The sequence below is a fragment of the Sphingobium bisphenolivorans genome (assembly GCF_000412635.1).
GTDB classification, from domain to species: domain Bacteria; phylum Pseudomonadota; class Alphaproteobacteria; order Sphingomonadales; family Sphingomonadaceae; genus Sphingobium; species Sphingobium bisphenolivorans.
The window spans coordinates 24,926-49,174 of sequence record NZ_ASTG01000003.1; the positions used below are offsets into that span (position 1 = coordinate 24,926).

21 protein-coding genes are annotated in these 24,249 nt (G+C 65.5%); 15 read left to right on the top strand and 6 right to left on the bottom strand.

Annotation, left to right across the window (positions count from 1 at the left end):
* Positions 1–116: 116 nt before the first annotated feature.
* From pobA to L858_RS19395, 7 genes are all read left to right on the top strand, one after another.
* Positions 117–1,286, top strand: coding sequence for a 4-hydroxybenzoate 3-monooxygenase (gene pobA / locus L858_RS0102420; RefSeq protein WP_028055713.1), 1,170 nt, complete (start codon positions 117–119; stop codon positions 1,284–1,286).
* A 71-nt stretch (positions 1,287–1,357) separates the two neighbouring features.
* Complete coding sequence (locus tag L858_RS0102425) at positions 1,358–2,110, top strand: YaaA family protein (protein WP_028055714.1); 753 nt, start codon at positions 1,358–1,360, stop codon at positions 2,108–2,110.
* A gap of 74 nt (positions 2,111–2,184) precedes the next feature.
* Complete coding sequence (locus tag L858_RS0102430; RefSeq protein WP_238564904.1) at positions 2,185–3,156, top strand: methyltransferase; 972 nt, start codon at positions 2,185–2,187, stop codon at positions 3,154–3,156.
* 155 nt (positions 3,157–3,311) lie between these two features.
* Positions 3,312–3,812, top strand: a complete 501-nt coding sequence (locus L858_RS0102435; RefSeq protein ID WP_022681558.1) for a hypothetical protein — start codon at positions 3,312–3,314, stop codon at positions 3,810–3,812.
* A complete protein-coding gene (locus L858_RS0102440) occupies positions 3,809–4,255 on the top strand; it encodes a phage holin family protein (RefSeq protein WP_022681559.1) in 447 nt (148 codons plus the stop codon). Before L858_RS0102435 ends, L858_RS0102440 begins: the two co-directional genes overlap by 4 nt.
* Positions 4,252–5,169 carry a DUF3618 domain-containing protein gene (locus L858_RS0102445; protein ID WP_022681560.1) on the top strand — a complete coding sequence of 306 codons (918 nt, stop codon included), beginning with the start codon at positions 4,252–4,254 and terminating at the stop codon, positions 5,167–5,169. Before L858_RS0102440 ends, L858_RS0102445 begins: the two co-directional genes overlap by 4 nt.
* 32 nt (positions 5,170–5,201) lie before the next feature.
* Positions 5,202–5,735: a hypothetical protein gene (locus L858_RS19395; protein WP_022681561.1), complete on the top strand. Its 534-nt coding sequence runs from the start codon at positions 5,202–5,204 to the stop codon at positions 5,733–5,735.
* 56 nt (positions 5,736–5,791) lie between these two features.
* Here L858_RS19395 and L858_RS21870 read toward each other — a convergent pair whose 3' ends face one another.
* Entirely contained in the window at positions 5,792–5,968 is a 177-nt protein-coding gene (locus L858_RS21870; protein ID WP_022681562.1) for a hypothetical protein, read from the bottom strand.
* The gene (locus L858_RS21165) at positions 5,965–6,138 is read right to left on the bottom strand and encodes a hypothetical protein (protein WP_238564905.1); all 174 of its coding nucleotides are present in this window, start codon (positions 6,136–6,138) and stop codon (positions 5,965–5,967) included. Before L858_RS21165 ends, L858_RS21870 begins: the two co-directional genes overlap by 4 nt.
* A gap of 150 nt (positions 6,139–6,288) precedes the next feature.
* Here L858_RS21165 and L858_RS19400 point away from each other — a divergent pair, with 150 nt between their 5' ends.
* Positions 6,289–7,110 carry a DUF1206 domain-containing protein gene (locus L858_RS19400; protein WP_081643273.1) on the top strand — a complete coding sequence of 274 codons (822 nt, stop codon included), beginning with the start codon at positions 6,289–6,291 and terminating at the stop codon, positions 7,108–7,110.
* Here the strand turns inward: L858_RS19400 and L858_RS0102470 are convergent.
* Positions 7,105–8,898, bottom strand: coding sequence for a chloride channel protein (locus tag L858_RS0102470; RefSeq protein WP_022681563.1), 1,794 nt, complete (start codon positions 8,896–8,898; stop codon positions 7,105–7,107). The two genes, L858_RS19400 and L858_RS0102470, sit on opposite strands and share 6 nt — an antisense overlap.
* Before the next feature lie 71 nt (positions 8,899–8,969).
* Between L858_RS0102470 and L858_RS0102475 the strand changes: the two genes are divergently transcribed.
* Positions 8,970–9,377, top strand: a complete 408-nt coding sequence (locus L858_RS0102475) for a MarR family winged helix-turn-helix transcriptional regulator (RefSeq protein ID WP_152639754.1) — start codon at positions 8,970–8,972, stop codon at positions 9,375–9,377.
* Between the two features lie 14 nt (positions 9,378–9,391).
* On the opposite strand, the gene L858_RS0102480 is transcribed toward L858_RS0102475, so the two are convergent.
* The gene (locus L858_RS0102480) at positions 9,392–11,944 is read right to left on the bottom strand and encodes an HWE histidine kinase domain-containing protein (protein WP_022681565.1); all 2,553 of its coding nucleotides are present in this window, start codon (positions 11,942–11,944) and stop codon (positions 9,392–9,394) included.
* 220 nt (positions 11,945–12,164) lie between these two features.
* Between L858_RS0102480 and L858_RS0102485 the strand changes: the two genes are divergently transcribed.
* The 3 genes from L858_RS0102485 (at position 12,165) to L858_RS0102495 (ending at position 17,298) form a co-directional block, all read left to right on the top strand.
* On the top strand, positions 12,165–12,929 hold the full coding sequence (locus L858_RS0102485; protein WP_037504255.1) for a ZIP family metal transporter: 765 nt from the start codon (positions 12,165–12,167) through the stop codon (positions 12,927–12,929).
* Between the two features lie 290 nt (positions 12,930–13,219).
* On the top strand, positions 13,220–16,588 hold the full coding sequence (locus tag L858_RS19405) for a trifunctional glycoside hydrolase family 18/polysaccharide deacetylase/glycosyltransferase family 2 protein (protein WP_022681567.1): 3,369 nt from the start codon (positions 13,220–13,222) through the stop codon (positions 16,586–16,588).
* Positions 16,585–17,298: an AcvB/VirJ family lysyl-phosphatidylglycerol hydrolase gene (locus L858_RS0102495; RefSeq protein ID WP_022681568.1), complete on the top strand. Its 714-nt coding sequence runs from the start codon at positions 16,585–16,587 to the stop codon at positions 17,296–17,298. The genes L858_RS19405 and L858_RS0102495 overlap by 4 nt, the downstream gene beginning before the upstream one ends.
* A gap of 364 nt (positions 17,299–17,662) precedes the next feature.
* Here L858_RS0102495 and L858_RS22165 read toward each other — a convergent pair whose 3' ends face one another.
* The gene (locus L858_RS22165; protein ID WP_238564906.1) at positions 17,663–17,815 is read right to left on the bottom strand and encodes a hypothetical protein; all 153 of its coding nucleotides are present in this window, start codon (positions 17,813–17,815) and stop codon (positions 17,663–17,665) included.
* A gap of 29 nt (positions 17,816–17,844) precedes the next feature.
* Between L858_RS22165 and L858_RS22170 the strand changes: the two genes are divergently transcribed.
* The 3 genes from L858_RS22170 to L858_RS19410 are packed head-to-tail and all read left to right on the top strand — an operon-like array spanning position 17,845 to position 20,844.
* Positions 17,845–18,780, top strand: a complete 936-nt coding sequence (locus tag L858_RS22170) for a phosphatidylglycerol lysyltransferase domain-containing protein (protein WP_238564907.1) — start codon at positions 17,845–17,847, stop codon at positions 18,778–18,780.
* A 7-nt stretch (positions 18,781–18,787) separates the two neighbouring features.
* Positions 18,788–19,474, top strand: a complete 687-nt coding sequence (locus L858_RS0102505; RefSeq protein WP_022681571.1) for a winged helix-turn-helix domain-containing protein — start codon at positions 18,788–18,790, stop codon at positions 19,472–19,474.
* A gap of 8 nt (positions 19,475–19,482) precedes the next feature.
* Entirely contained in the window at positions 19,483–20,844 is a 1,362-nt protein-coding gene (locus L858_RS19410) for a sensor histidine kinase (protein ID WP_238564908.1), read from the top strand.
* An 11-nt stretch (positions 20,845–20,855) separates the two neighbouring features.
* On the opposite strand, the gene L858_RS0102515 is transcribed toward L858_RS19410, so the two are convergent.
* A complete protein-coding gene (locus tag L858_RS0102515) occupies positions 20,856–23,945 on the bottom strand; it encodes a helicase-related protein (protein WP_022681573.1) in 3,090 nt (1,029 codons plus the stop codon).
* Positions 23,946–24,249: the final 304 nt, after the last annotated feature.

Here is a 24,249-nt window from a genome sequence, read left to right on the forward strand (position 1 = left end):
GGTGAGCAGCCAAAAAACTGTCGGATCGTCCATCTTTTACACCGCTCCCGCCCTGTCCTGCAAGAGCGCGGCGCGGCATGATCCGCGCTCAGAAGGATGCTTTCGAGAGGAATGTCATGAAGGCGCAAGTCGCTATCGTGGGCGCGGGACCGGCGGGTCTGCTGCTGGGCCATCTGCTGAGGGCTGAAGGGTTGGACGTCGTCGTTGTCGAGCGCGCTTCGCCCGATTATGTACTCGGCCGTATCCGCGCCGGAGTGCTGGAACGTACCACGACCGACCTGATGGACCGGCTTGGCCTGGGTGCCCGGATGCATGCCGAGGGGCTGCCGCATGACGGCTTCCATCTGGCGGATGGGGAGCGGTTGATCCGGATCGATATCGCCGCGCTGACCGGGCGGCAGGTGATGGTTTATGGGCAGACCGAATTGACCCGCGACCTGATGGAGGCGGCGCCCGAGCGTGGGCTGTCGATCATCTATGAGGCCGCTGACGTCGCCCTGTTCGATGTGGAGAGCGACGCGCCTTACCTGACCTACAGCAAGGATGGCGCGACCCATCGCGTCGATGCCGAGTTCATCTGCGGCTGCGACGGCTTTCACGGTCCCTCGCGGCGGGCGATCCCGGCGTCGGTCGCGACCGCTTATGAGAAAGTCTATCCGTTCGGCTGGCTCGGCATCCTTGCCGATGTGCCCCCCTGCAACCATGAACTCATCTACGCCAATCACGAGCGGGGCTTTGCACTCGCGTCCATGCGGTCGCAAACGCGCAGCCGCTATTATGTGCAGGTGCCGCTGGACGAGAAGCTGGAGGACTGGCCCGACGACAGGCTTTGGGACGAGCTGGCGACACGGCTGGGTCCGGAGGCCGCCGCGCACATTACGCGCGGTCCGGCGCTGGAAAAGTCCATTGCCCCGCTGCGCTCCTATGTGTTCGAGCCGATGCGCCATGGCCGGCTGATGCTGGCCGGCGACAGCGCGCATATCGTTCCGCCGACCGGGGCCAAAGGCCTCAATCTGGCAGCGTCGGATGTTCATTATCTCTCAGAAGCCCTGATCCGCTATTTCGCCCACCGCGACGCGGATGCCATCGCAGGCTATTCGCAAAAAGCGCTCGCCCGCATCTGGAAGGCGGAGCGTTTTTCCTGGCAGCTGACCAGGCTGATGCATCGCTTCCCCGACAATGACGCGTTCGACCGCCGGATGCAGCTGGCAGACCTGGACTATATCGCGTCCTCCGTCGCGGCGCAGACGACCATCGCGGAAAATTATGTGGGATTGCCGCTTTAGCCGTTGCAAAGACACGCGCGGGCGCAGCCGCCGGTTTGACGCCCACGCGCGCTGCCGCTACCGCCGCGCCGATGATCGCCCTGTTGTCCCCTGCCAAGACGCTCGATTTCGAGCGCACCTTGCCGCCGCTCGAACCCTCCATCCCGCATTTCGCCGAGGAGGCGCAGGGGCTCGCGCGATCAGCGTCGAAGCTAACGCAGAAGCGATTGTCGGAACTGATGCACATCTCGCCCCGGCTCGCCAAGCTCAACGCCGACCGCTTCCGCGATTTTGCCGATCTGCCGGAGCGCCCGGCATTGTTCGCCTTTGCCGGAGACGTGTACACGGGCTTCGGGGTCGATACGCTGGACGAGGCGGGCGTCGCCTTCGCACAGGATCATGTCCGCATGCTGTCGGGCCTCTATGGACTGCTGCGGCCGCTCGACGCCATTCGCCCCTATCGTCTTGAAATGGGCACGCGATGGGCACCGCGCCACAAGAGCCTGACCGACTGGTGGGGCGATCGCATCGCCCAGCATCTGCTCGCCCAGCTTGCCGAGGAAGGATCGGGCGTAGTGCTCAACCTCGCCAGCCTCGAGTATTTCGCCGCGGTGAAGGGCCGCCTGCCCGGCGTGCGCGTGATCGAGGTCGAGTTTCGCGAACCCGGACCGAACGGCCCGCGCTTCGTAAGCTTCAACGCCAAGCGCGCTCGCGGCATGATGGCGCGCTGGATGTGCGAGCATCATGTGTCCGACATAGAGGCGATGCGCGGCTTCGATAGCGACGGCTATAGCTTCGACGCCGAGGAGAGCGACGCAGACCGCTGGCGCTTCAGTCGCACCTGACGCAGCTCTTGGATCCGACCGGCACGCCTCGACGTTGAGCCAGCGTCAAGTGGAGACGATGTGTGGATGCGGATGTGCAAAGCGCTTTATCGGGCGGCGGCGAATGGGCTGAGGGCGGTGCGATAGCCGCGCTGCTCGAGTATCTGAAGGAGCGGGACTATCGGTTCGTCACGCCGACGCCTGCCACTCACGCCCGCATATTGACGAGGGAAGGGGGTCGCCAAGCCGAAAATCTCCGGGACATTTTCGGCTGGTCGCTGCCGTTCGATCCCCGTCAGATCGACCCTGTGCTGTGGCGCATGCTGGAAGAGGGTCGCCTGGTGGAACGGCACAAGGGAGGCGCGAAGAGCAGAGTCCGCGTGTCCTCGCTGGGCGACGATCTTTTCCTCCATTCGGCTTACCCCACTACCGGCCAGGACGCAGTGTTTTTCGGCCCCGACAGCTATCGCTTCGCCCGCCTGATCGCCGATGAGCTTGGCGGCTGTCCGCGGCACGATGGAGGGCGGCTGGTCGACATCGGGACAGGCGCAGGTGTCGGAGCCATTGTCGCGGCGCATCTCCGTCCCTCGCTCCAGATCGCGATGACGGACATCAACCCTGTCGCGCTGCGCCTTGCCGAGGTGAATGCGCGGGCGGCAGGCGTAAAGGCGCGCTTCTTCCAGACGGGGGATATTTCGTCCCTTGAAGGGAATTTCGACCTGATCCTTGCCAACCCGCCCTATATCGCGGACAACGCCGGCAGGAGCTATCGGGACGGCGGCGACTTGCATGGCGGCGAGGTGTCGCTGGAGATGGCTCGGCAGGCAGTGCCGCGCCTTGCGGCCGGCGGACGCTTCATTCTCTATACGGGTAGCGCGATCGTCGCTGGCGAGGATCGCCTGCACCAGCAGTTGGCGAGCCTGGCCCAGGAGAAGGGTTGCCGGCTCCGCTATGCGGAGATCGATCCTGACGTCTTCGGTGAGGAACTGGAAGGCGAAGCGTACAGGCATGTCGAGCGAATTGCGTTGGTTTCGGCGATCATTGGACATCACCCGGATTCGCGATGATAACATACTTTAATTTATCCTGATCCTTATTCGCGGCTGCTAAGCTCAAGAACTGCTAATGTTCGCCCTAAAGAACATTTCACCGCAAAGTTTTGAGACGAGTGGAACCTGCCTCTCCTCGCACTGTTCATCAGCGGCAGTCCAGGAGATGAACTATGCAGACCCAATCCGAAGATCGGGATGACTTGCGCAACGAATTGCGCGACGATGCCCGCAACCTGACCGGCGCGGCCAAGGATCGGCTCCATGATGAGGTCAATACGCGCAAGGCGCCGCTGGCCGATCAGGCCCGATCGGTTTCCTCCGCCATCGACAAGGCGGCTGCGGAACTGGGTGGCGGCAACTCGCCCGCCTGGCTCAAATCGACGCTGGAACAGGGCGCGCAGCAGATTCAGCGGCTCGCCGACAGGATCGAGCAGCAGGATTCGCGCGAACTGGTCGGCAACGTCCGCCAACTGGCGCGGGACAATCCTGTCACCTTCCTGACGGCCTGCGCGGCGGCGGGCTTTGCCGTTAGCCGGATATTCCGCGCAGAGGCGGATGCGGGCAGCAGTGCCGGCTTCGGTAGCACCGCTGTGCCAGCGCCAACCGCATCCTACTATTCGCCCGAAACCGCGCAAGTGCCGCCGAATATCCAGGGGGGAGGCGTGATATGACCGACCCGCAATATGACCGGGTCGTGCCCCCCGGTGCCGGCGTGGGTAGAGAAGAGGATATCGCTTCCCTGCTCCGCTCCCTGATGGGGCAGGGTACCCACCTCGCCGAACAGCAACTCGCGCTTTTGAAGGCAGAGGTGCGGGAGTCCGCGACCGGGGTGAAGGTGGCCGTCGGCGCGATTGCAGGCGCCGCCGTCGTGGGCATCGCCGGATTGGGAGTGCTGCTCATGGGGCTCGCCTATCTACTGGCCGATGCCATCGACCATCTTGGACTTGCCACGCTGATCGTCGGCATCGTCACCCTTATCGTCGCCTTCATCCTCTATCGCAGCGCGATCGAGAAGATGCGTGCGAGTGAACTGACGCCCGAACGCACCCAACACACGCTGGAGCGCACGCCTGCTGCGCTGCGCGGCGACCTCAATCCGGAGCATAGATCATGACCGACACCGTAGAACGGGACCCCGACGCCATCGAGCGCGACATCCGCCGCACGCAGGAGGATATGAGCCGCACCATCGACAGGATCGGCGATCAACTGACGCCGCGCAACCTGTTCAACGCGCTGCTGGACAAGGCCGACGACAATAATGTCGACGCGCGGATGCTGCTGGACGGCGCGCGGCGCAATCCCCTCGCCCTCGGCCTGATCGCGGCCGGGACGATCTGGCTGATCAGCGACAATGACGCGAAATTGCCGAGCTTCCGTTCGAAGGGCGGCGGAAAGAGCGACGGCCATGTCGACCCCCATCATCGCGACTATGTGGAGCATATGTCCGCGGTCGAAATGCGCGATGGCGAGGATGTGGTCGCCTATCAGCGGAGGCGTGATGCCGCGCGTGCCAATTATCTGATGGTGGAACGCCGGCACGACGAGGATGATAATGGCTTCCGCCAGCGGCTGGACGACGTCACCGACAAGTTCCGCGAAAAGCGTCATGCCTGGGCGCAGACGTCGGGGCAGGCATACGACGCCGCAGGGCGCACCGTGTCGCAGGCGAGCCACGCCGCCGGGCGCGCTGCGGCGCAGGCAAGCGACAGGGCCAAAAGTCTCTACGACAGCAACCCCTTCGTCGGCGGGCTGATCGCTGCGGCCGTCGGGGCGGCGCTGGGATCGGTGGTGCCGCTCAGCAGGACCGAGCAGGAAAAGCTGGGACCGTTGGGAGAGAAGGCGCGCGCCGCCGCCAGTGAACAGAAGGACGCGCTGACCGACAAGCTGCGCGAGGCGAAGGATGGGCTGGTCGACAAGGCCGACAGCAGCCTTCAGCAAGGCGGCGAGACCAGTTCATCAGGCCAACAGCCGCAGCCTTTCCAGAGCACCACCCCAGCCTATCAGGACGGCCCGCCCCAGGCTTGAACGATCATCACCAACCAAAAGGAGAGTATATTATGAGCGATAGCGTCATTTCCGCCCTGTTCGACACCCACGCAGAGGCCGAGCGCGCTGTGGCGGAGCTTCGCACCGCCGGTGTCAGCGACAATGCCTTGTCGGTCATCGCTCATCATGGTGGAACCACGACCACCACGAGCGGCGATGGCGAGATTACGGACGAGAGCCATCGCAATATCCTGCGCGGCATTTTGGGCGGAGGAGCTCTTGGTGCGGGCCTTGGCGTTGCTGCGCTGGCGATCCCCGGCGTCGGACCCCTGGCGGCGGCGGGTGCCATCGCTGCATCGGCCGTGCCCGAAGCGCTGGCGATCGGCGCTGCCGCTGGCGCTGCAGCTGGGACGCTGAACGAAACATTGACCAAGCATGGCGTCAGCCGGGAAGATGCCGGCTATTATAATGAGCGGATGAAGGATGGCGCGGTGTTCGTGTCGGTCAACAACAGTGACGGCAATGTCAGTGCGGAAGCCGTGCGCGACATATTGTACCGCAATGGCGGGCATAGCTCGTCACGGAGCAAGTCGACCACCTACTGAGAAGCTGAGGGAGGCGGGTCCGCCCGCCTCCCTCGACCCTTTGCGGCTGACTTCCCTCACGGGGTCGGCCGCATCGGTTCGCCCTCCGGCGGCATCGCGCCCTTTGGCGTGCGGGAAGCAGGGTCGGGCGCTTCGATACTGGAATGGATCATCATCGCGGTGATGGCGAGGACCAACAGGATGATCGCCGCAAGCAATAGGGCCCGGCCAAATTTCCGCGGCCCGTTCTTCATCGTGCTTTGTCACGCCGCTTGAAGTCGATGGACGGTAGTTTGTCTAGCTTGGCAAGCAGGTCCTTGAACTGGTCGTCATCCTGCACGGGAAAATGCCGCCTGAACCCTTGACCCAGGCGCTCAAGATCTTTGGCCGTCAGCAAGCCGATGGAAACGATCTTTTCAGCCACGTTACTCTCCTGGCGAAGGAACTTCGCCCGCTGGTCCCGGTGCCAAGGATTCCGCTTGCGACATGAAAAAACTTTTCGCGGCCGAGGGCCCGCACGAGGCGGCGCTGCGGCAACTTCGCAGGCAGCTTCGCGTTTCCTTCACGGAGGTAGATGATGGAAAGACGAGACGGTCCTGCGGGATGGCTTACGATCCTTGCCCGGCTAGGCTTCGCCGCGCGCGGATTGGTCTATCTGCTGGTCGGCATATTCGCGCTAGATGCAGCGTTGAACGGCGGCAGGCCCAGCGACAATCAGGGCGTCATGGGAACCATGGCCGATGCTCCAGTGGGTCGAGTGCTGCTCTTGCTCTGTGCGCTTGGCTTTGCAGGCTATGCTTTCTGGCGGTTGGCCGAAGCGGCGCTCGATCCCGAACTTCGGCGACAGAATATGAAGGGCAGGTTAGAGCGGGTGGGCTATGCGCTCAGCGGCCTGATCCACATCGGGCTTGCGGTTGCCGCCGTCAAACTCGCCATGCGCCAGCAACCCTCCCCAAATGGCAGCCCCGGCGACCAGACCGCGCAAAGCTGGTCCGCCTGGCTGCTCGACCAGCCGGCAGGGCCAGCGCTGTTGATCGTCGTCGGAATCGGCCTGCTCGCGACCGCAGCGGCGCAGGCGGTGAAGGCCTATAAGGCGAGCTTCGATGAACTGAGCGGTGATGTGCCTGCGCCGCGGCAGGTGCGATGGATGGGCCGCGTCGGCTATGCCGCCCGCGCGCTCGTCTTCGCGATGATGGCCTGGTTCCTCGTAAATGTGGTGGTGCAGCATGACCCGAACGAGGCAGGCGGCATCGGCGCGGCCCTTCGTCAGTTGCGCGAGCAGGAACATGGCGCTCTGCTGCTGTTGATCGTCGCAATCGGCCTGGCGCTGTTCGGCCTGTTCAGCCTGGTGGAGGCGCGCTACCGCCGCCTCCATGTGGCCGTGCCGCGCCTATAGCGGCGCGTTCGCAGACATCCCCCGCTTCCATTCGATGGCACGGGCGCGGGCCAACTCGGCTCGCCGCACCTTGTGACGCGCCTTCAGCAGATCCTGGCGCGACAGGATGCCGATCACGCGGCGGCTGTCATGGTCGACGACCGGGATGCGCCCTATGCCGGACTGCACGATCAGGTCCGCGACGGTGCCGCTGGGGCTGTCGGGGAAGGCGAAGGGCTGCGAAGCGTCGGACAGGCTCTCCGCCAGAGAGGCCGCCGGGTCCACGCCATCGACCTGCCAGCGCAGCGCGTCGCTGCGGGAGACGAGGCCCAGCAGGCGGCCGGCTTCATCCACCACAGGATAGCTTCGATGGCGCGCCTTCCCGGCGAAGAAAGTGATTACGGCGCTGACCGGCATGGTTCCGGGCAGCGTCTGCGGATCGGTGGTCATGAGCTCGCGCACTTGCAGCAGGTCGAGCGCATCAACGCTATATTCCTGGAAGATGTGCCTGCCGCGCCGCGCGATCTTCTCCGTCAGGATCGACCGCCGCATCAGCAGCACGCTGATCGCATAGGCGCCCACCGCGCCTGCGAGGCAGAGCGGCAGCGCGCCGAAGCTGCCGGTCAGCTCGGCGGCGAACAGCGCGCCGGTGAGGGGCGCGCGCATCGCCCCGCTCATGATGCCGGCCATGCCGATCATGGCCCAGACGCCCGCGTCGCCCGGCAGATATTGGCCCGCAAGGCAGCCGAGCGCTCCACCCAGGATCAGCAGCGGCGCAAGGACGCCGCCCGAGGTGCCCGACCCGAGCGCGATCAGCCAGACCAACGCCTTCACCAGCAGCAATGTAACGACCGCGCGAACTTCCAGATCATTGCCGAACAGCGCGTGGATATTGGCATAGCCAGCGCCCAGCACATGCGGGTCGACGAGGCCGCCGACGCCGACCGCCATCGATCCAACTGCAGGCCACCACATCCAGTGAAGGGGCAGCCGGTGGAAGTCGTCTTCGATCCGATAAAGCGCGGTCGACAGCAGCGCCGCTTGCAACCCCGCCAGCAGGCCGAGCCCGATCGCTGCGACCAGCGCCCAACCGCCGCCAGGCGCGTGCAGCTCAGCCGCGAACATTGGCCCGCTGCCGATCAGCATCGGCCGAATGGTGAAGGATATCAGCACCGCCAGCGCGACGGGGACAAAGCTGCGCGGCCTCCATTCGAACAGCAGCACCTCGACCGCGAGCAGGATGGCGGCGAGCGGGGTGCCGAAAATCGCGGTCATGCCGGCGGCTGCGCCCGCCACGAGCAGCGTCTTGCGCTCCGCCGCGCTCAGGTGAAAACATTGGGCGAACAGCGACCCGATCGCTCCGCCGGTCATTATGATCGGCCCTTCGGCGCCGAACGGACCGCCGCTGCCGATCGATATGGCGGAGGAGAGGGGCTTCAGGACGGCGACCCTCAACGACAGGCGGCTTTCACCGAACAGGATCGTCTCAATCGCTTCGGGTATGCCGTGGCCACGTATCTTTTCCGACCCGAAGCGGGCCATGAGGCCGACGATCAGGCTGCCTGCCAGCGGGATCAGCAGCGTGCCCCAGCCGCCCGCCTGGCCGGCCATGTCCAACTCCTGCACGGAGAGGCGGCCGAACCAGAAGAGGTTGGTCGCAATCGCGATCAGCTTGAGCAGCACCCATGCGCCCGCCGCGCCGCCTATGCCAGCCACCAGCGACATGGCGGCCAGCATCACCATGCGTCGATCGGCACTATGATCGCCAAGCGTCGGCGCTTTAACGGAAGCAGAGGCTTCCCGAATCATGCAAATCCCTCTTTGTTGGTGCAGCAGTGCGATTATATCGCAATACGATATAGTTCAAGGTGAAGATGAGCATGAAATCCGACAAGCTGACTGACGAGGATTATGGCGCGCTGGCGGAGTTCCGTTTCGCCCTGCGACAGTTTCAGGCGTTCAGCAGCGAGAAGGCGGCCCAACAGGGGCTGACACCGCAGCAGCATCAGGCGTTGCTTGCCCTGCGCGCCGCGCCGCGCGAAGACGCGACCGTCGGCTATGTGGCGAGGCGGTTGCTGCTCAAGCCCCATAGCGCCACGGGGCTGGTCGACCGCCTGGAGAAGCTGGGGCTGGTGACGCGCCATTCGATGGCGGCCGACCGGCGACGCGCTCAACTCGAGCTGACACCGAGCGCGCTGGAACTGCTCGCCAGCCTGTCGGCCACGCACAAGGAGGAGATCAGGCGGCTGCGGCCCCTGCTGGACGAACTGCTGGCGCGCTTCGCTTGAATAGTTCGCGCTGATCAGCCGAACATATCGTCGATAGCCTTGGCGATATTGTGGGTGGTGTAGGGTTTCTGCACGACGATGCGCGAGCGATGCTCCATCGGCAGGTTCGCCTGCTCGCCATAGCCGGACGCGAAGAAAAAGGGCACGCCCAGTTCCGTCAGGCGATCGGCGATACCAAAGCTCGTCTGATCGCCAAGATTGATGTCGAGAATGGCGAAATCCACCTGGTCGCGGTCGAGAATGTCGTGCGCAGCCTCTGGGGTGGAGGCGGTCGCGACCGAAGCGCCGAAGCGGTCCAATATATCCTCGGCGTCGAGCGCGATGATCAGGCTGTCCTCGACCAGCAGGATGGACTTTCTGTCGAGCAGTTCCGGATCGATCGCCTGCTGGCTGGAAACGGCAGCCCGGGGGATGCGGATTTCTGGGCCCCCGTAGCTTTTCGGTTCGGAAACATGCCGGGCGGGGATGCAGAATTCCGCGCGGACCCCATCGGGCGCATAGTCGATCCGTGCCTTGCCCCCCAGATCATAGGGGACGGAGCGGTTGACGATCGTGGTGCCGAAACCTTTGCGCTTGGGCGGGGAGACAGGCGGGCCGCCGACCTCCTGCCACACCAGCACAAGGTCGCCGGCATGGTCCCGGCGCCAGTTGATGTGCACTTCGCCGTCGCCGGACAGGCTGCCATATTTGGTGGAGTTGGTCACAAGCTCATGGATGACCAGCGCCATGGTGGAATAGGCCTGCGGATTGAGCAGGATCGGGCTGCCGGTCGAGATGATCGCGCTTTGCCGGCTGGCGGCGAAGGCGGCGGCCTCCGCATCGATAAGGGCGGCAAGGGGAGCAGGCCCCCAATGGTCATCGGTGATCTGGTTATGCGCGCGGGCAAGGGCGTGGATGCGGCCGTCGACCAGCTTCACAAACTCCTTGACCTCCTCATTGTCGGGCTGGGACTGGCGGATAAGGCCCCGGATGACGCCCAGGATATTGCGAACCCGGTGGTTGAGTTCCGCGATCAGCATTTCCTGACGGGCGTTGGACTGGCGTCGTTCCGCCGCCGCTTCGTCCGCGAGCCTGAGCACCACCTCGATCAAGGTCGCGCGCAGCGTCTCGGCCACGCGCACCTCCGAAGCGGAGAAGGGCTCGGCATGGCCCTCGACATTCTCCTGCCATTCCGCGAAACTCTCGCGCGGGGTGAGGCGGGGGCCGTTGGGTCCATATTCCACCGGCTTGTGCGGATCGCCCGCCCAGCGCACCGACTGCTTCAACTCGGACCGGAACAGTACCACATAGTCGCGCGGCGAACGGGAGATCGGGATCGCGAGCAAGCCGGCGGCGGCATCGGCAAAGCGGCCCGCATCCTCGATCAGCCCGCCGATATGGTCGGTGGTATAGACGCGCCCGGCCGCAAGCCCGTTCAACGCGCGCACGATCCGCCGGAAATCTTCCGTCGGCGGTGTCGATCCGGAAAAGGCATAATTGCCGTTGATCCAGATGCCAACGCCATCGGCGGGAATCGCGCTCACCAATATGTCGCCCAGCCAGTCGGGATCGTTCAGCAGCGTCTCGTCGGAGGCGACGGCGCCGAGCAGCTGGTCGGAAATGTCGCGCGCACGGCGTTCATAATCGGCGATCTGCCGCCGCTCCCGCGCTTCAAGCCGCATGGAGAACATTTCGGCGAACAGCTCACATACCGATCGCCGCTCGAATGTCGGGGAGCGGGGAGAATAATTATGGCAGGCGAACAGGCCCCAAAGCTCGTCATCCACGACGATGGAGATGGAAAGCGAGGCGGCGACGCCCATATTCTTGAGATATTCGATATGGATCGGCGAGACCGACCGCAGGATGGAGAGCGACAGGTCAAGCCGCTGGCCGGCCGCGTCGATCTCCGGCACGATGCCGATCGGCTGGGAGTTCACGTCGCGAATGACGCGCACCAGATTGCGCTTGTAAAGCTCGCGTGCCTGCCTCGGGATATCGCTGGCCGGATAGTGGAGGCCAAGGAAGCTGCCGATGCCGGGTTTGCACGCTTCGGCGACGACCTCGCCCGCGCCGCTGCCGGCGAATTTGTAGACCATCACCCGGTCATAGCCGAGCAGAGTCCGGACCTGCCGCGCGCCTTCGCGATAGAAGGTCTGGATATCCTTCGTCCGGTCGAGGCGCGACATCATCGCGCGCACGGCGCTCGTCGAATCCCCGCCGGCGGGCATGCCGGGCTCCGCCTCTATGATGATCTGGTTGCCGGAAAAATGGACGGCGACGTCATAGGGCTGGCCCGACGTGCCGATCTGACAGGCGAACAGCCGCTCAACCATGTCGGGTTCCGACAGATAGGAAATTTTGTTGCGCAGATCGTGCAGCAGCCCGGCCGGAATATAGTCGGGCAGGGGAGTGCCGATCAACGCCTCCGGATCATGGCCGAGCAGGTCGCGAATATTTCGCGAAACCCGTGCGATGATCCAGTCGGTGCTGACGGCGATCAGGAAGCCGGGTGACTGGATCGCGCCAAGAAGATGAATCGGTTCACGATCGCAATTCGTAAGATCAACCTTGTCCAGCTCCGCCACTTAAAACCACTTTCCCTAGCTATCGAGACGCCCGGCCCAGCGCTGGCGTGAGTAGGCGGAGAAACGCCGCTTACCCAGGTTAAGTTGCTTAAAGCAGACGCCACCGGGCTTTTTGCACTCCCTAATCCAAAGGGCCGCGGGAACCAAGATCGACATAACGCACTGTGAATAAGAGAGGAAGGAAGCGCCGGGAGAACGTCTTGCAGCAGGGCCTGCGATCATGATCCCCATGCCGATCCAGGCAGGTTTATGGGGGCTGCTGGGCGGCTCCGCACTGCTGCTGGGCGCGGCGATCGGCTATTACATCAACCTGCCGCAGCGCTTGATAGCTGCGGTCATGGCGATCGGCTCGGGCGTGCTGATTTCCGCCGTCGCCTTTGACCTGATGGATGAAGCTTACCGGAGGGGCGGTTTCGACTCCTCGGCGCTCGGCTTTCTGGCGGGCGCCGCCGCCTACACCTTCGCCAATATCCTGGTGAGCAGGCGCGGGGCCAAGCACCGCAAGCGGTCCGGCTCCAATCCCGGTCAGAGCCAGCAGGCGGCGAGCGATGGATCGGGCACGGCGATCGCCGTCGGCGCGCTGCTGGACGGCATACCGGAATCGGTGGTCATCGGGGTCAGCCTGCTCGCGGGCAGCGGGGTCAGCATGGTGGCTGTGGTCGCTGTCTTCCTGTCGAATGTTCCCGAAGGACTGTCCAGCGCGGCCGGCATGAAGAAGGCAGGACGCGGGCCATTCTATATTTTCCTGGTGTGGGGCGGCATTGCGCTCGCCTCAGGCATTGCGGCGGCGTTCGGCAATTTGGCGTTGGCGGGCGCCAGTCCCGACATCATCGCGGCGACCATGGCCGTCGCGGCGGGCGCGATTCTCGCCATGCTGGTCGACACGATGATCCCGGAGGCAACGGAGGAAACACACGAATATTCGGGCCTAATCGCGGTGGCCGGCTTCCTGCTCGCCTTCATCCTGTCGAAGCTTGGAGGGTAGGTGCTGGACCGGACAATGGGGTGCGACCCAAACGAAGATCACCCGGCCCAGCCCCTTTGTCATAGGCTGATCGAACAGTAGTTAGAATAGATCAATCCTGTTCACACTGATCGGTTTCGTTGTTCACGGTTGCTCGTGCGGCAGCCCTTTTCATGAAAAATCCGTAATGCCACGCTCATGCTCCCGTCCGCGAGCGTACTCTATTACAGGCCCCGGTCGCATGATGGCCACGTAAGTGAGAGGCGGCGCTCACCCCTGTTGCGCCGCCTCTCCAGTCAGATGAGTGCCCGATGCAGAGGCCAGTCTTCTATGATGCCAGCGGGCGCCGGCGCCGCCTGACTCTACCCCTCCTGTTCCTGACGCTCCTTTTGATCCTTGGCGCCGGCATGGCTTTCGCCTTCACCATCGTCAACGTGCCGGTGCCCCCGGCGGTCCCTCTGCGCATGGAGCGGCCGAGGCCCGAGGGGATCGGGCAGAAGCTGGGACATATAGGCAGGTCCCTGCGCCACGGGCTCGCCGGGTGGATGCCTCATGCCGGCCACGCGCTGTCCACGCACCCAGTCAGTGTCGCCTTCTACGTGCCATGGGATGACGCCAGCCGGGCCTCGCTGCGCCAGCATGTCGGCGACCTCGACTGGGTAGCACCAGCGCTGCTCTCGATCAGCGGCAGGAACCATGCGCTGCATGTGGCGAACGACGCGCTCTTTGCTTCGACCATCCGCGCCGCGCGGCGTCGGCCCCATGTCATGCCGGTGGTTCAGAATGTCGACGATGGCGTGTGGGACAGCGCTGGAACCGCCGCCCTGCTCCATGATCCGCGCGCGCGGCAGGCTTTGCTGGATCGCTTGTTCCCGGCGCTTGCCGGGCTACACGCGTCCGGGGTGATTTTCGACCTGGAGGCGCTGCCCGCCTCAGCACAAAGGGACTATCTGGCCTTCCTCCGGCAGGCCGCGCCGCAACTGCGCGCCCGTCATCTGCCGCTGATGCTGACGGTCCCGGTGGGCGATGCCAGCTGGAACCTCGCCGCTTTTGGCCGGATGGCCGATCGCGTCTTCCTGATGGATTACGACCAACATTATATCGGAGATACGCCGGGCCCCATCTCGGCGCAGCCATGGTTCGTGCAGCGACTGCATGACGCGCTACGCGTGGTGCCGCCGGCAAAGGCGATCGTCGCCATCGGCAACTATGCCTATGATTGGACCGAAGGCGGGGGCAATGCCGCCGCGCTCTCGATCGAGGATGCCTGGCTGACGGCGCATGATTCCGGCGCGCCGATTCGCTTCGATCCGGCGAGCGGCAATGCCAGCTTTGACTATGCGGAAGGAGGATCGGTCCACCATGTCTGGATGCTCGACGCCGCAAGCGGTTGGAACCAGCTCCGCGCGGCGCGGCAAGCGGGTGCGAGCGGAGTGGCATTGTGGCGACTCGGCTCGGAAGATCCGGGCTACTGGTCCGCGCTGGCGCAGGGGAAGAGGGACGCAATCGCCGGTTTGGGGCGCCTCACAAGCTTCAACTCCGTCGATGTCGATGGCAATGGCGAGATATTGCGGATAGACGACGTGCCCACCATCGGCCGCCGTACCGTGCGCATGGGCAGCGGACCGGCGCGCGGGCTTATTATCGACGAACATTTCGCCAGCCTGCCGACGCCTTACGTGATCCGCCGCACCGGCTACCGCCCGCATCTGGCGGCGCTGACCTTCGACGATGGCCCGGACCCGGTGTGGACGGCGCCGATCCTCGACATATTGCAGCGCGCGCATGTGCCCGCGACCTTTTTCGTCATCGGCGAAAATGCGATGATGCACCCTGGCCTGCTGCGCCGGATCATCGCCCAGGGCAGCGAGATCGGCAGCCACAGCTACACCCACCCCAATCTGGCGCAGGTGTCGGAGCGGGGCGTCTCGCTCGAACTGAACGGCGTACAGCGGCTGGTCGAGGCCTATACCGGTCGGGCGATGCGCCTGTTTCGCGCACCTTATTTCGGTGATGCCGAGCCGACCAGCGCGGACGAGATCGGTCCGGCCTTGCAGGCGCAGCGGGCGGGTTATCTGAATGTCGGCCTGCATGTCGATCCGGGCGACTGGACGCGGCCGGGCGTGGACGCCATCGTCGATCGCACGCTCCGCCAGGTCGAAGGCGGCAATACCGATCGATCGGCGCAGATCGTCCTTCTCCACGACAGCGGCGGCGACCGGGCCCAGACGGTCGCGGCGCTGCCCCGCATCATTCGGGGGCTGGAGGCCAAGGGCTATCGCTTCGTCACCGTATCAGCGCTCGCCGGTCTTACCCCGACGCAGGTGATGCCCCCGATCGGCGGAGCGGACCTCGCCGCGGTGCGAATCGACGTCGGCATCTTCCTTCTGTTCGCGGGAATCGCGGTCGCGCTCAAATGGCTGTTCTTCGTCGTCATCCTGCTCGGCATCGGTCGGGCGGTGATGCTGGCGGCGCTCGCGTTGGGCAGTCGATTGCGCGCCAATCGGATCGAGCCGCCAGCGATGCAGCCCGGCACCTTCGTCTCCGTGATCATCCCCGCGTTCAACGAGGCCAAGGTGATAGAGGCGTCCGTCCGTCGCGTGTTGGCGAGCGAGGGCGTCAAGCTGGAGATCATCGTGGTCGATGACGGTTCGACCGACGCGACCAGCGCCATAGTGGACCGGGCCTTCGCCGCCGACCCGCGCGTCCGCCTGCTCACCCTGGAAAATGGCGGGAAGGCCGCTGCGCTCAACCGCGCGCTTACCATCGCCCATGCGCCCATCATCGTCGCGCTTGATGCCGACACCCAATTCGAGCCGCTGACCATCGCCCGGCTGGCCCGTTGGTTCGCCGACGATCAGGTCGGTGCGGTCGCGGGCAACGCGATGGTGGGCAATCGCGTCAACCTCGTCACCCGCTGGCAGGCGGTCGAATATGTCACCGCTCAGAATCTGGAGCGGCGTGCTCTCGCGCGGTTCGATGCGATCACGGTCGTGCCCGGCGCGGTCGGCGCATGGCGGCGCGCGGCGCTGGATGAGGTCGGCGGCTATCCCGTCGATACGCTGGCGGAGGATCAGGACCTGACCATCGCGGTGCAGCGCGCCGGGTGGCGGGTCGCCTATGACAGCGAGGCAGTCGCTTGGACCGAAGCGCCGGAAAGTTTCCGTACGCTTGCCCGCCAGCGGTTCCGCTGGGCCTATGGCACGCTGCAATGCCTGTGGAAGCACCGCCGAATCTGGCGGGAAGGAAAGCCTGCCGGCCTTTCGTGGGTTGGCCTGCCGCAAGCATGGCTGTTTCAGATCGGCTTCGCGCTTGTTTCACCCATCATCGATCTTGCGCTGGTGGCGAGCGCTATCGACACGATGATCCGCGTGCACCAGCATGGCTGGGCGCAGACACAGAGCGACGTGCTGCGCATGGGCCTTTACTGGCTGGCCTTCACTGCCATCGACGTGTTGTGCGGCGCGGTCGCCTACCGCCTCGAACCGCGCGAGCGGCGCTACCCCGCGCTACTGCTGGTGGCGCAGCGCTTCGTCTATCGGCAAATCATGTATGGCGTCGTCATCCGCGCCGTGGCGACCGCCATCCTCGGGCCGTGGGTGGGCTGGGGGAAGCTGGAGCGGAGCGGCCGGGTGGACGGCCAACCGCTGGCGCAGCCGGAATGGAGCAGCGCTGCATGAAGTCGCTGGCGCGCACCGGGCTGGGCCTTGCAGCCGCAATCCTGCTGGGGCTCTGGTATATCGGCTATATCGGCGGGCACCTGTTCGATGTTCTGCCGGCTAAGTCCGCCCCAGCGCCGGGACAGCGGCGCGCCGTCGCACTTTACCTGTCGGGCGACATGGGCTTCCATGCGGGGCTTGGTCCCGACATAGCCGACCGCCTGACCCGGCATGGCATCGCCGTCGTCGCCGAGAACAGCCTGCATTTCTTCCACGTCCGCCGCACGCCGGAGGAAACCGGCGCGATGATCGCGGAGGGGCTGCACCGCGCGCTCGCCATCGATCCCAAGGCCCGCCTGCTGCTGCTGGGGCAATCCTTCGGCGCCGATGTGATCGCCCCCTCGCTGCCTTATGTATCGACCGACTTGCGCAAGCGGATATCCTTTGTCGGCCTGATCGTGCCGGGCGCCACGAGGGAGTGGCGGGCCTCTCCGTCCGAGATATTCTCGATGGGCGAGCCGGAGGAGGATGCGTCGATGGCCGGCCGGCGGCTGAGTTGGGTGCCGCTGCTCTGCATCCATGGCGCGATGGAGCGGGCGAGCCTTTGCCCCGCGCTGCGCCAGCCTAACGCCACGATCGCCCGGCTGCCGGGCGGCCATGAACTGCACCATGACGCCGATGCCGCCAGCGCCGTCCTGCTGCGCGCGATCGACGGCGTGCTGGCGTCCTGACGCGCGCCATGTTCGCTATCAGCCCCAACGGCCTCTTCGCCCGCCACCGCCGCAGCTTCATCATCGCCGGACTGCTGCTGGTGACGATGCTGGGCTTCGCGATGGTCGATCATCTTCTGGCCGAAGTCCGCGGCCATGACCTGCGCGGGGCGATCCACGCGATCCCGCCCTCCGCCATATTGGCCGCTCTGCTGTTCACGATCTTCAGCTATCTGTCGCTGACCCTCTACGATCATATGGCGCTGCGCATCATCGGGCGTCCGGTCAGGTGGCGTACCGCTGCGCTTGCATCCTTCTGTAGCTATACGCTCAGCCACAATCTTGGCCTTTCGCTGCTGACCGGGGGATCGGCCAGGTTCCGCATCTACGGCGCGGCGGGCCTTGGGCCGGGAGATATCGCGCGCGTCATCGCCTCGGCCAGCCTCGCCTTCTGGGGTGGCGTCGTCACGCTGGCCGCGCTGGTCATGGCGGTCCATCCGGTGGCGGTGAGGGCGGGCGACATATATGTGCCGACCACCGTGCAGCATGCCCTTGGCCTTGCCCTGCTTGGGTTTATCGCCGCCCTGCTGCTGGCGCTCGGCCGGACCGCGCGCCCGGTTCGCCTGTTCGGCTGGTCGCTCGCCCTTCCTTCGCGAGGGCAGGCGCTGGCGCAGATCGCAGATACGCGAGCGGGCCGACGCCGTGCAGGGAAGGCTGCTCCTTTATCAGCTCAGCCTCGATTCCCTGCCGCTCGCGATCGACCTTGGCCTCTCCATCGTCAAATATGGGGAGGAGGCCCGGATCGACCTTGCCGGCTTCACCACCGAAGGGCCAAGGGGCAAGCCGCTGCGCCACGCCATCCGCAAGGCGGAGAGCGAAGGCGTCAGTTTCGAGATCGTGGCCGCCGCCGACATTCCCCCTCTGCTAGTGGAGATGCAGGCGGTATCGGACCGCTGGCTTCAGGCAAAGGCTGGCAGCGAGAAGGCCTTCAGCGTCGGGCGCTTCGACCCTTGCTATATGCGGCGCTTCGACTGCGTGGTCCTGCGGCGGGAAGGGCACATCATCGCGTTTGCCAACATCTGGTCGACGGCAAACCGCAATGAGCTGTCGGTGGACCTGATGCGCCACGACACGGACGCGCCCGCCTGCATGATGGATTTCCTGTTCTCCCGCCTGATGCTGTGGGGCAAGGAGCAGGGCTATCGCTGGTTCACGCTGGGCATGGCGCCGCTTTCGGGGCTGGAGGCGCGGCGCCTGTCGCCCATTTGGGCCAAGGCGGGCGCGCTGCTGTTTCAGCATGGCGGCAGCTTTTATGGGTTCAAGGGCCTGCGCGCCTATAAGGCGAAGTTCGCTCCCGTGTGGGAGCCGCGCTTCATCGCCGGGCCGCCCGGTTTTTCGATGCTGCGCGCTGTGCTCGACCTTCAGCGGCTGATTGATGGCGGACGAAGGAGCGCTGCGGGCCACGTGCTGCGCTCTGGACGGGAGCAAGCCGATGCTGGATAGAGCGCCTATGAGCTACAAGGTGCTGCTGATCGAGGATGACGCCACCACTGGGGACTATATCGTCAAGGGGCTCGGCGAGGAAGGCTTCATCGTCGATCGGGTGGACAACGGCCGTGACGGCCTGTTCATGGCGACGGAAGCGAGCCACGACGCGATCATCCTGGATCGGATGCTGCCGGGCATGGACGGCATGGCCGTGCTCGCCGCCCTGCGCGCGGCCGGGATCGAGACGCCGGTGATGATACTTTCCGCCCTTGCCACCGCTGATGAGCGGGTGAGGGGACTGACCGGCGGATCGGACGATTATCTCGCCAAGCCCTTCGCCTTTGCAGAACTGCTGGCGCGCCTGCGTATCATGCTGCGCCGGGGGAGCGGCGGGCAGGCAGCGGAGACGCGGCTTGCGTGCGGCGATCTTCAGGTCGATCTGCTTTCGCGCAAGGTCAGGCGCGGCAATCGCCCGATCGAACTTCAGCCGCGCGAGTTCCGCCTGCTGGATTACATGATGCGGCATCAGGATGAGGTCGTGACGCGCACTATGCTGCTGGAGGGCGTATGGGACTATCATTTCGATCCCGGTACGAATGTGATCGACGTCCATATAAGCCGCCTTCGCCGCAAGATCGATGAGGAGGGGGAGGCGCCGCTGATCCACACCGTGCGCGGCGCGGGTTATCGCCTGAGCGCGAAGCCCTGATGCGCTTCATGCGCTGGCGGCTCTCGGTCATCTGGCGCTTCGCCGCGCTCATCTTCCTGATGCAGATCGCCTGCGTTCTCGTGTCGCTGTGGGCGGTGCACAGCTTCACCAGCAAGTCGATGAACCATGCCAGCCGCGAAGTGGCGGTAGGCCTGCGGGACGATATCTCCGCCACCTATGCCGCTGCCGGGCTGGACGCGGCGGGTGCGACGGTTCGCAGCCGCATCCAGGGCGATCCGGGCGCCGACACCGTCCTCCTCCTGATCGGTCCCGATGGCCGCCGCATCGCCGGCAACCTTCAGCGCTGGCCAGCCACGGTGGGAACGGCGGAAAGCTGGCGGCTGCTCAATCTGCACAGCGGCCCGCGTCGAAGCGACCGGCAGATATTGGGCATCGTCAGCACCCGCTTTCCCGATGGCACCCGCCTGCTGGCCGGCCATGTCGTGGAAAGCGATCTGCGCTTCGGAGGCTTTCTGGAGGCGGCGTTGCTGAGCGCGGTATTGCTCGCCATCCCGCTCGCGGCCGGGGCGGCGTGGTTTTCTGCCGCCATCATGCAAAGGCGTCTGCGATCGGTGACGGACACGGCGGCGGCGGTCGGCACAGGCGACATGCAGCGCCGCATCGTCCTGACAGGCAGCGGCGACATGTTCGATGCGCTCGGCCGGGCGATCAACGCCATGCTGGACCGGATCACCGGGCTGGTGGACGAATTGCGGCTCGTCACTGATGGCCTTGCCCATGACCTGCGTTCCCCGCTCACTCGGCTGCGCGCGGTTCTGGAAAATAGTTTGCGGCAAAATCCGGACGAGGCAGGCAGCCGCGCGCTTGAACGCGCGCTGGAGGAAAGCGACACGCTGCTACGCATGCTCGACAGCGCGCTGCTCATCAGCCGGGCGGAGGCGGGGATCGGCCGCGACAGTTTCATGGCCGTGGACGTCGGTGCGATGCTCAACGATTTTCAGGAGATGTACGGTGCGCTTGCGGAAGAGCGCGGCGCGACCATCGGGGTGGATGTGGAGCGCGGCCTGATCGCCCGGGCGAACCGCGAGATCGTCGGGCAGGCGCTCTCCAACCTGGTCGACAATGCCCTGAAATATGGCGGTGACCGCATCACCCTGGCGGCGCACCGCGAGGCGGGAGCGATCCTGATCCAGGTAACCGACAACGGCCCCGGCGTACCGGAGGCGCAGCGCGAACAGGCCTTGAGCCGCTTTGCCCGGCTCGACACGTCACGCCATATCGCGGGGGCGGGCCTTGGTCTTTCGCTCGCCAGCGCCGTGGCGCGCCTGCACGGCGGCACGCTCATCCTGGGCGATGCCGCGCCGGGGTTGCTCGTCACCCTGTCATTGCCGGTCGAGGGAGGCGCCTGATCTAAAAATCTTTATCCCTTCACCTCCTCCAACAGTTCCGCGACGCGCTCCAGCCGCTCCGCCGTGTCCGTCGGCTCGCGCAGCAGCCAGCGCCCATTCTTCGCCTCCAGTCCCGCCTTCGCGCAGCCGGCATGCTTATCGCCGCGTGGGGTGAGGGCGATCGCCGCCTCGCCCGCGTCGATGCGTGCGATTTCCGCCTCCCGCGCGCTCAGCCGCAGCCGCGCCTGCGCCAGCAGCGTCTCCGCCGCATCCGGCAGCGGACCGAAACGGTCGAGCAGCTCCTCTTCGAACGCGTCAATCGCGCTAGCATCACTCAGCCGCGCCAGCCGCACGTAGAGGCCGAGCCGCGTCGGTTCCTCGGGTATCCAGCTCTGCGGCAGGCAACCCTCCGCCCCGCTGTGGATTTCGGGCATCCACCGCTCGCACTCCTCGCCGCGCGCCCTGCGCAGCGCCGCTCCCAGCATATGCTGATAGAGATCGACGCCGATCAGTTTCACATGGCCAGCCTGCGCCTCGCCCAGCAAATCGCCTGCGCCACGCATGTCGAGATCGCGCGCGCTGATGTCGAAGCCCGCACCGAGCCGATCAAACGCCGTAAGCGTGCGGAGCCGCTTCAGCGTTCTTTCCGCAATCTTCGTGCCCGGATCGGTGAGCAACAGCACTTGCCCGCGCCGGTTGCTGCGGCCCACGCGCCCGCGTAGCTGGTGCAACTGCGCTAAGCCGAACCGGTCGGCGCGCCAGACGATCATCGTGTTGGCGCGCGGCACGTCCAGCCCCGCCTCTATGATGTTGGTCGCCAGCAGCACGTCGCCCTTGCCGTCGGCGAAATCCACCATCGTCGCGTCGATCTGCGCGGCGGGCATCTTGCCATGCGCCTCCACCACCGACAGTTCCGGCACCAGTTTCCGCAGCCTTTCGCCGAGCGGCGCCATGTCTTCGATCCGGGGCACGACGACAAAGCTCTGCCCGCGGCGGCCATGTTCGCGGACCAGCGCGGTGCGCACGCGCTGCGCGTCGAAACTGTCGATGCTGGTGCGGATCGGCTGCCGCCGTGCGGGCGGGGTCGCGATGACGGAGATTTCCTGCAGGCCGACTAGCGCAGACTGCAAGGTGCGCGGGATGGGGGTTGCGCTGAGCGCCAGTAGATGGACGCCGCCCGTCCCGCGGAGACGCGCTTTGTCCGCCGCGCCGAACCGCTGCTCTTCATCGATGATGACGAGGCCGAGCCGCTTGTAGCTGACGCCCTTGCCCATGACCGCGCCGGTGCCAATCACGATATCGACGGAGCCATCCGCCAGCGCCACCTTGACCTCCCGCTTTTCGGCTGCGCTCGACAGGCGTGAAAGACCCGCGACCTTCAACCCGAGAGGCACAAAGCGTGCGGCGAAACCTTCCAGATGCTGTCGTACCAGCACCGTGGTCGGTGCGGCCAGCACGACCTGATAGCCGCTGAGCGCGGCGATCGCCGCCGCCCGCATAGCGACCTCCGTCTTGCCGTAGCCGACATCGCCTACAATAAGCCGGTCCATCGGCCGCCCGCTCGCCAGATCGTCGCGCACGGCCGCGATAGCGCGTGCCTGATCCGCCGTCTCGTTGAAGGGAAAGCCGCCGACGAACCGCTCATAGGCGGCCTCGTCCGCAGCCATTTCCGGCGCCTTCGCCTTGGTTCGGATCCGTGCCATCTCGGCCAGACCCTCGGCCGTGGACGCCACGGCTTGCTCGATCGCTTCCCGCCGTTTCTGCCAGGATGAGCTGTCGAGCTTGTCCAGCGTGACTGCATCGGCGTCCCCGCCATAGCGCCAGATCCGGTCAGCTTCGGCCACGCGCACCAGACGGCGAGTGCCGCCCGCATAGCCGAGCGCGATCATCTCCGTCTCGCCGCCATCCTCGCCCGGGACCGTCTCCAAGCCAAGGGCGAGGCCAACGCCATGATCCTCATGCACGATCACATCGCCCAGTTGCACCTCCGACGAGGCGCTGACCCAGATCGACCCGCTACCCGGCGCAGCATCATCGACGATCGCGCGGCTTCCCAGCAGGTCCGCCGCTGCGATGAGCACCAGCCGATCGTCGGTGAAGCCGGCATCGACCGGCAGCTGGATGGTCGCGCCTCGACCAGGCGGCAGGGCGGTGACCGCCTGCCAATCCGCCGCTTCGGCCAGTTCGATGCCGAGCCGCTTCTCCACCTTGCGGCGCAGGAAGCGCAGGTCGCGCTCGCAGCCCGCCAGGATGAGACTGCGTCCTTCCTCCAGCAGCGGCTTTACGAAACGCGCGAAGGATGCCAGCGGCGACCGGCTCTCGGCAAAGCGCGGCACGTCCGCCGCTTGATCCAGCGCCACCGTCTCCCAGGACCGGAGGGTTTCGTCCCACTCCTCCTGCGGTGCACGGTCGTCACGGCCGTGCGCATCGGCAGCGAGCTTCAGAAAGCGCAATCGCCGCTTTTCCGCCTTGGCCGACCAGGTGACCTGCCCTGGTTCGATATGGGAAAGGATGGTGACGGCAGTTTCGGTGGTTGGTTCCAACGCCCTGCCGATCGCGATACCGTCAAGTTCCTCGATGGCGCGCTGGCTGATCGGGTCGTAGGTGCGCAGGCTCGCCACTCGCTTTTCCGCCACCTCGACGCGAACGGGCGTGCCGGCGTCGGCGGGAAAGATGTCCGCGACGTCCCCGCGCACGGCCATTTCGCCCGGCTCATCAACGCGGTCGTCAGCGAAATAGCCAATCTCCGTCAGCCGTTCCGCCAGCTCCGCCAGTACCAGGGGATCGCCCACAGCCAGCGTGGGCGGCGCGCTCTCGAATGCCTCGGGGGCGGGATAGGCGCGCGCAGCCGCTTCACCGCTCATGACCAGCGCCACTTTGCCCTTCGCGCAGCGCAGCCGGTGCAGTGCCGCCACGCGCTGGCCGACATTGGATGGGGAGGCAGGCGCCGTGTCGCCGGGCAATGTGTCGCTCGACGGAAGGAAGATGACCGGATCGCCCGGCATCAGCGCCGCCAGGGCGGCCGCCACTCGCTCCGCCTGCTGGTCGTCGTCGGCGAGATAGAGAATGTTGCCCCGCTCCAGCAGACCCGCCAGCCGTGTCGCGATCCATGCAATGCTCATCGGGCGCTGGTCACGCGGCCGATCGCATTACCGGATCCGCCTTCTGCGGCAACTCGGGCCTTTCGTCCGCCATCGTCGCGATCGACTGCCACCAGTCCTCGACCGGCAGGCGCAGGGGGCTTACGCCCACAATCCGCCGAACGGCGACCCATCGTGTCCCAACCTGATGATATTTCCATGATTGGTGACAGTTTAGCGGCACTTGCTCGAACGTCGCGCCCGCTATGCCGTTCCTTCCTGCGATTTGCTTTAGCTGCGCTGGAACCTGTCTGATCGTGCCGTCGGGGAAATGGACCGGGACCGC

Coding starts and splice junctions, on each gene's coding strand:
- L858_RS0102440 (WP_022681559.1), top strand. CDS start 3,809: ATGACCGACCCGCAATATGACCGGGTCGTGCCCCCCGGTGCCGGCGTG.
- L858_RS0102505 (WP_022681571.1), top strand. CDS start 18,788: ATGAGCTACAAGGTGCTGCTGATCGAGGATGACGCCACCACTGGGGAC.
- L858_RS0102435 (WP_022681558.1), top strand. CDS start 3,312: ATGCAGACCCAATCCGAAGATCGGGATGACTTGCGCAACGAATTGCGC.
- L858_RS0102495 (WP_022681568.1), top strand. CDS start 16,585: ATGAAGTCGCTGGCGCGCACCGGGCTGGGCCTTGCAGCCGCAATCCTG.
- L858_RS19410 (WP_238564908.1), top strand. CDS start 19,483: ATGCGCTGGCGGCTCTCGGTCATCTGGCGCTTCGCCGCGCTCATCTTC.
- L858_RS0102445 (WP_022681560.1), top strand. CDS start 4,252: ATGACCGACACCGTAGAACGGGACCCCGACGCCATCGAGCGCGACATC.
- L858_RS19405 (WP_022681567.1), top strand. CDS start 13,220: ATGCAGAGGCCAGTCTTCTATGATGCCAGCGGGCGCCGGCGCCGCCTG.
- L858_RS21870 (WP_022681562.1), bottom strand. CDS start 5,968: ATGAAGAACGGGCCGCGGAAATTTGGCCGGGCCCTATTGCTTGCGGCG.
- L858_RS0102425 (WP_028055714.1), top strand. CDS start 1,358: ATGATCGCCCTGTTGTCCCCTGCCAAGACGCTCGATTTCGAGCGCACC.
- L858_RS19400 (WP_081643273.1), top strand. CDS start 6,289: ATGATGGAAAGACGAGACGGTCCTGCGGGATGGCTTACGATCCTTGCC.
- pobA (WP_028055713.1), top strand. CDS start 117: ATGAAGGCGCAAGTCGCTATCGTGGGCGCGGGACCGGCGGGTCTGCTG.
- L858_RS0102470 (WP_022681563.1), bottom strand. CDS start 8,898: ATGATTCGGGAAGCCTCTGCTTCCGTTAAAGCGCCGACGCTTGGCGAT.
- L858_RS0102515 (WP_022681573.1), bottom strand. CDS start 23,945: ATGAGCATTGCATGGATCGCGACACGGCTGGCGGGTCTGCTGGAGCGG.
- L858_RS0102475 (WP_152639754.1), top strand. CDS start 8,970: ATGAAATCCGACAAGCTGACTGACGAGGATTATGGCGCGCTGGCGGAG.
- L858_RS0102485 (WP_037504255.1), top strand. CDS start 12,165: ATGATCCCCATGCCGATCCAGGCAGGTTTATGGGGGCTGCTGGGCGGC.
- L858_RS19395 (WP_022681561.1), top strand. CDS start 5,202: ATGAGCGATAGCGTCATTTCCGCCCTGTTCGACACCCACGCAGAGGCC.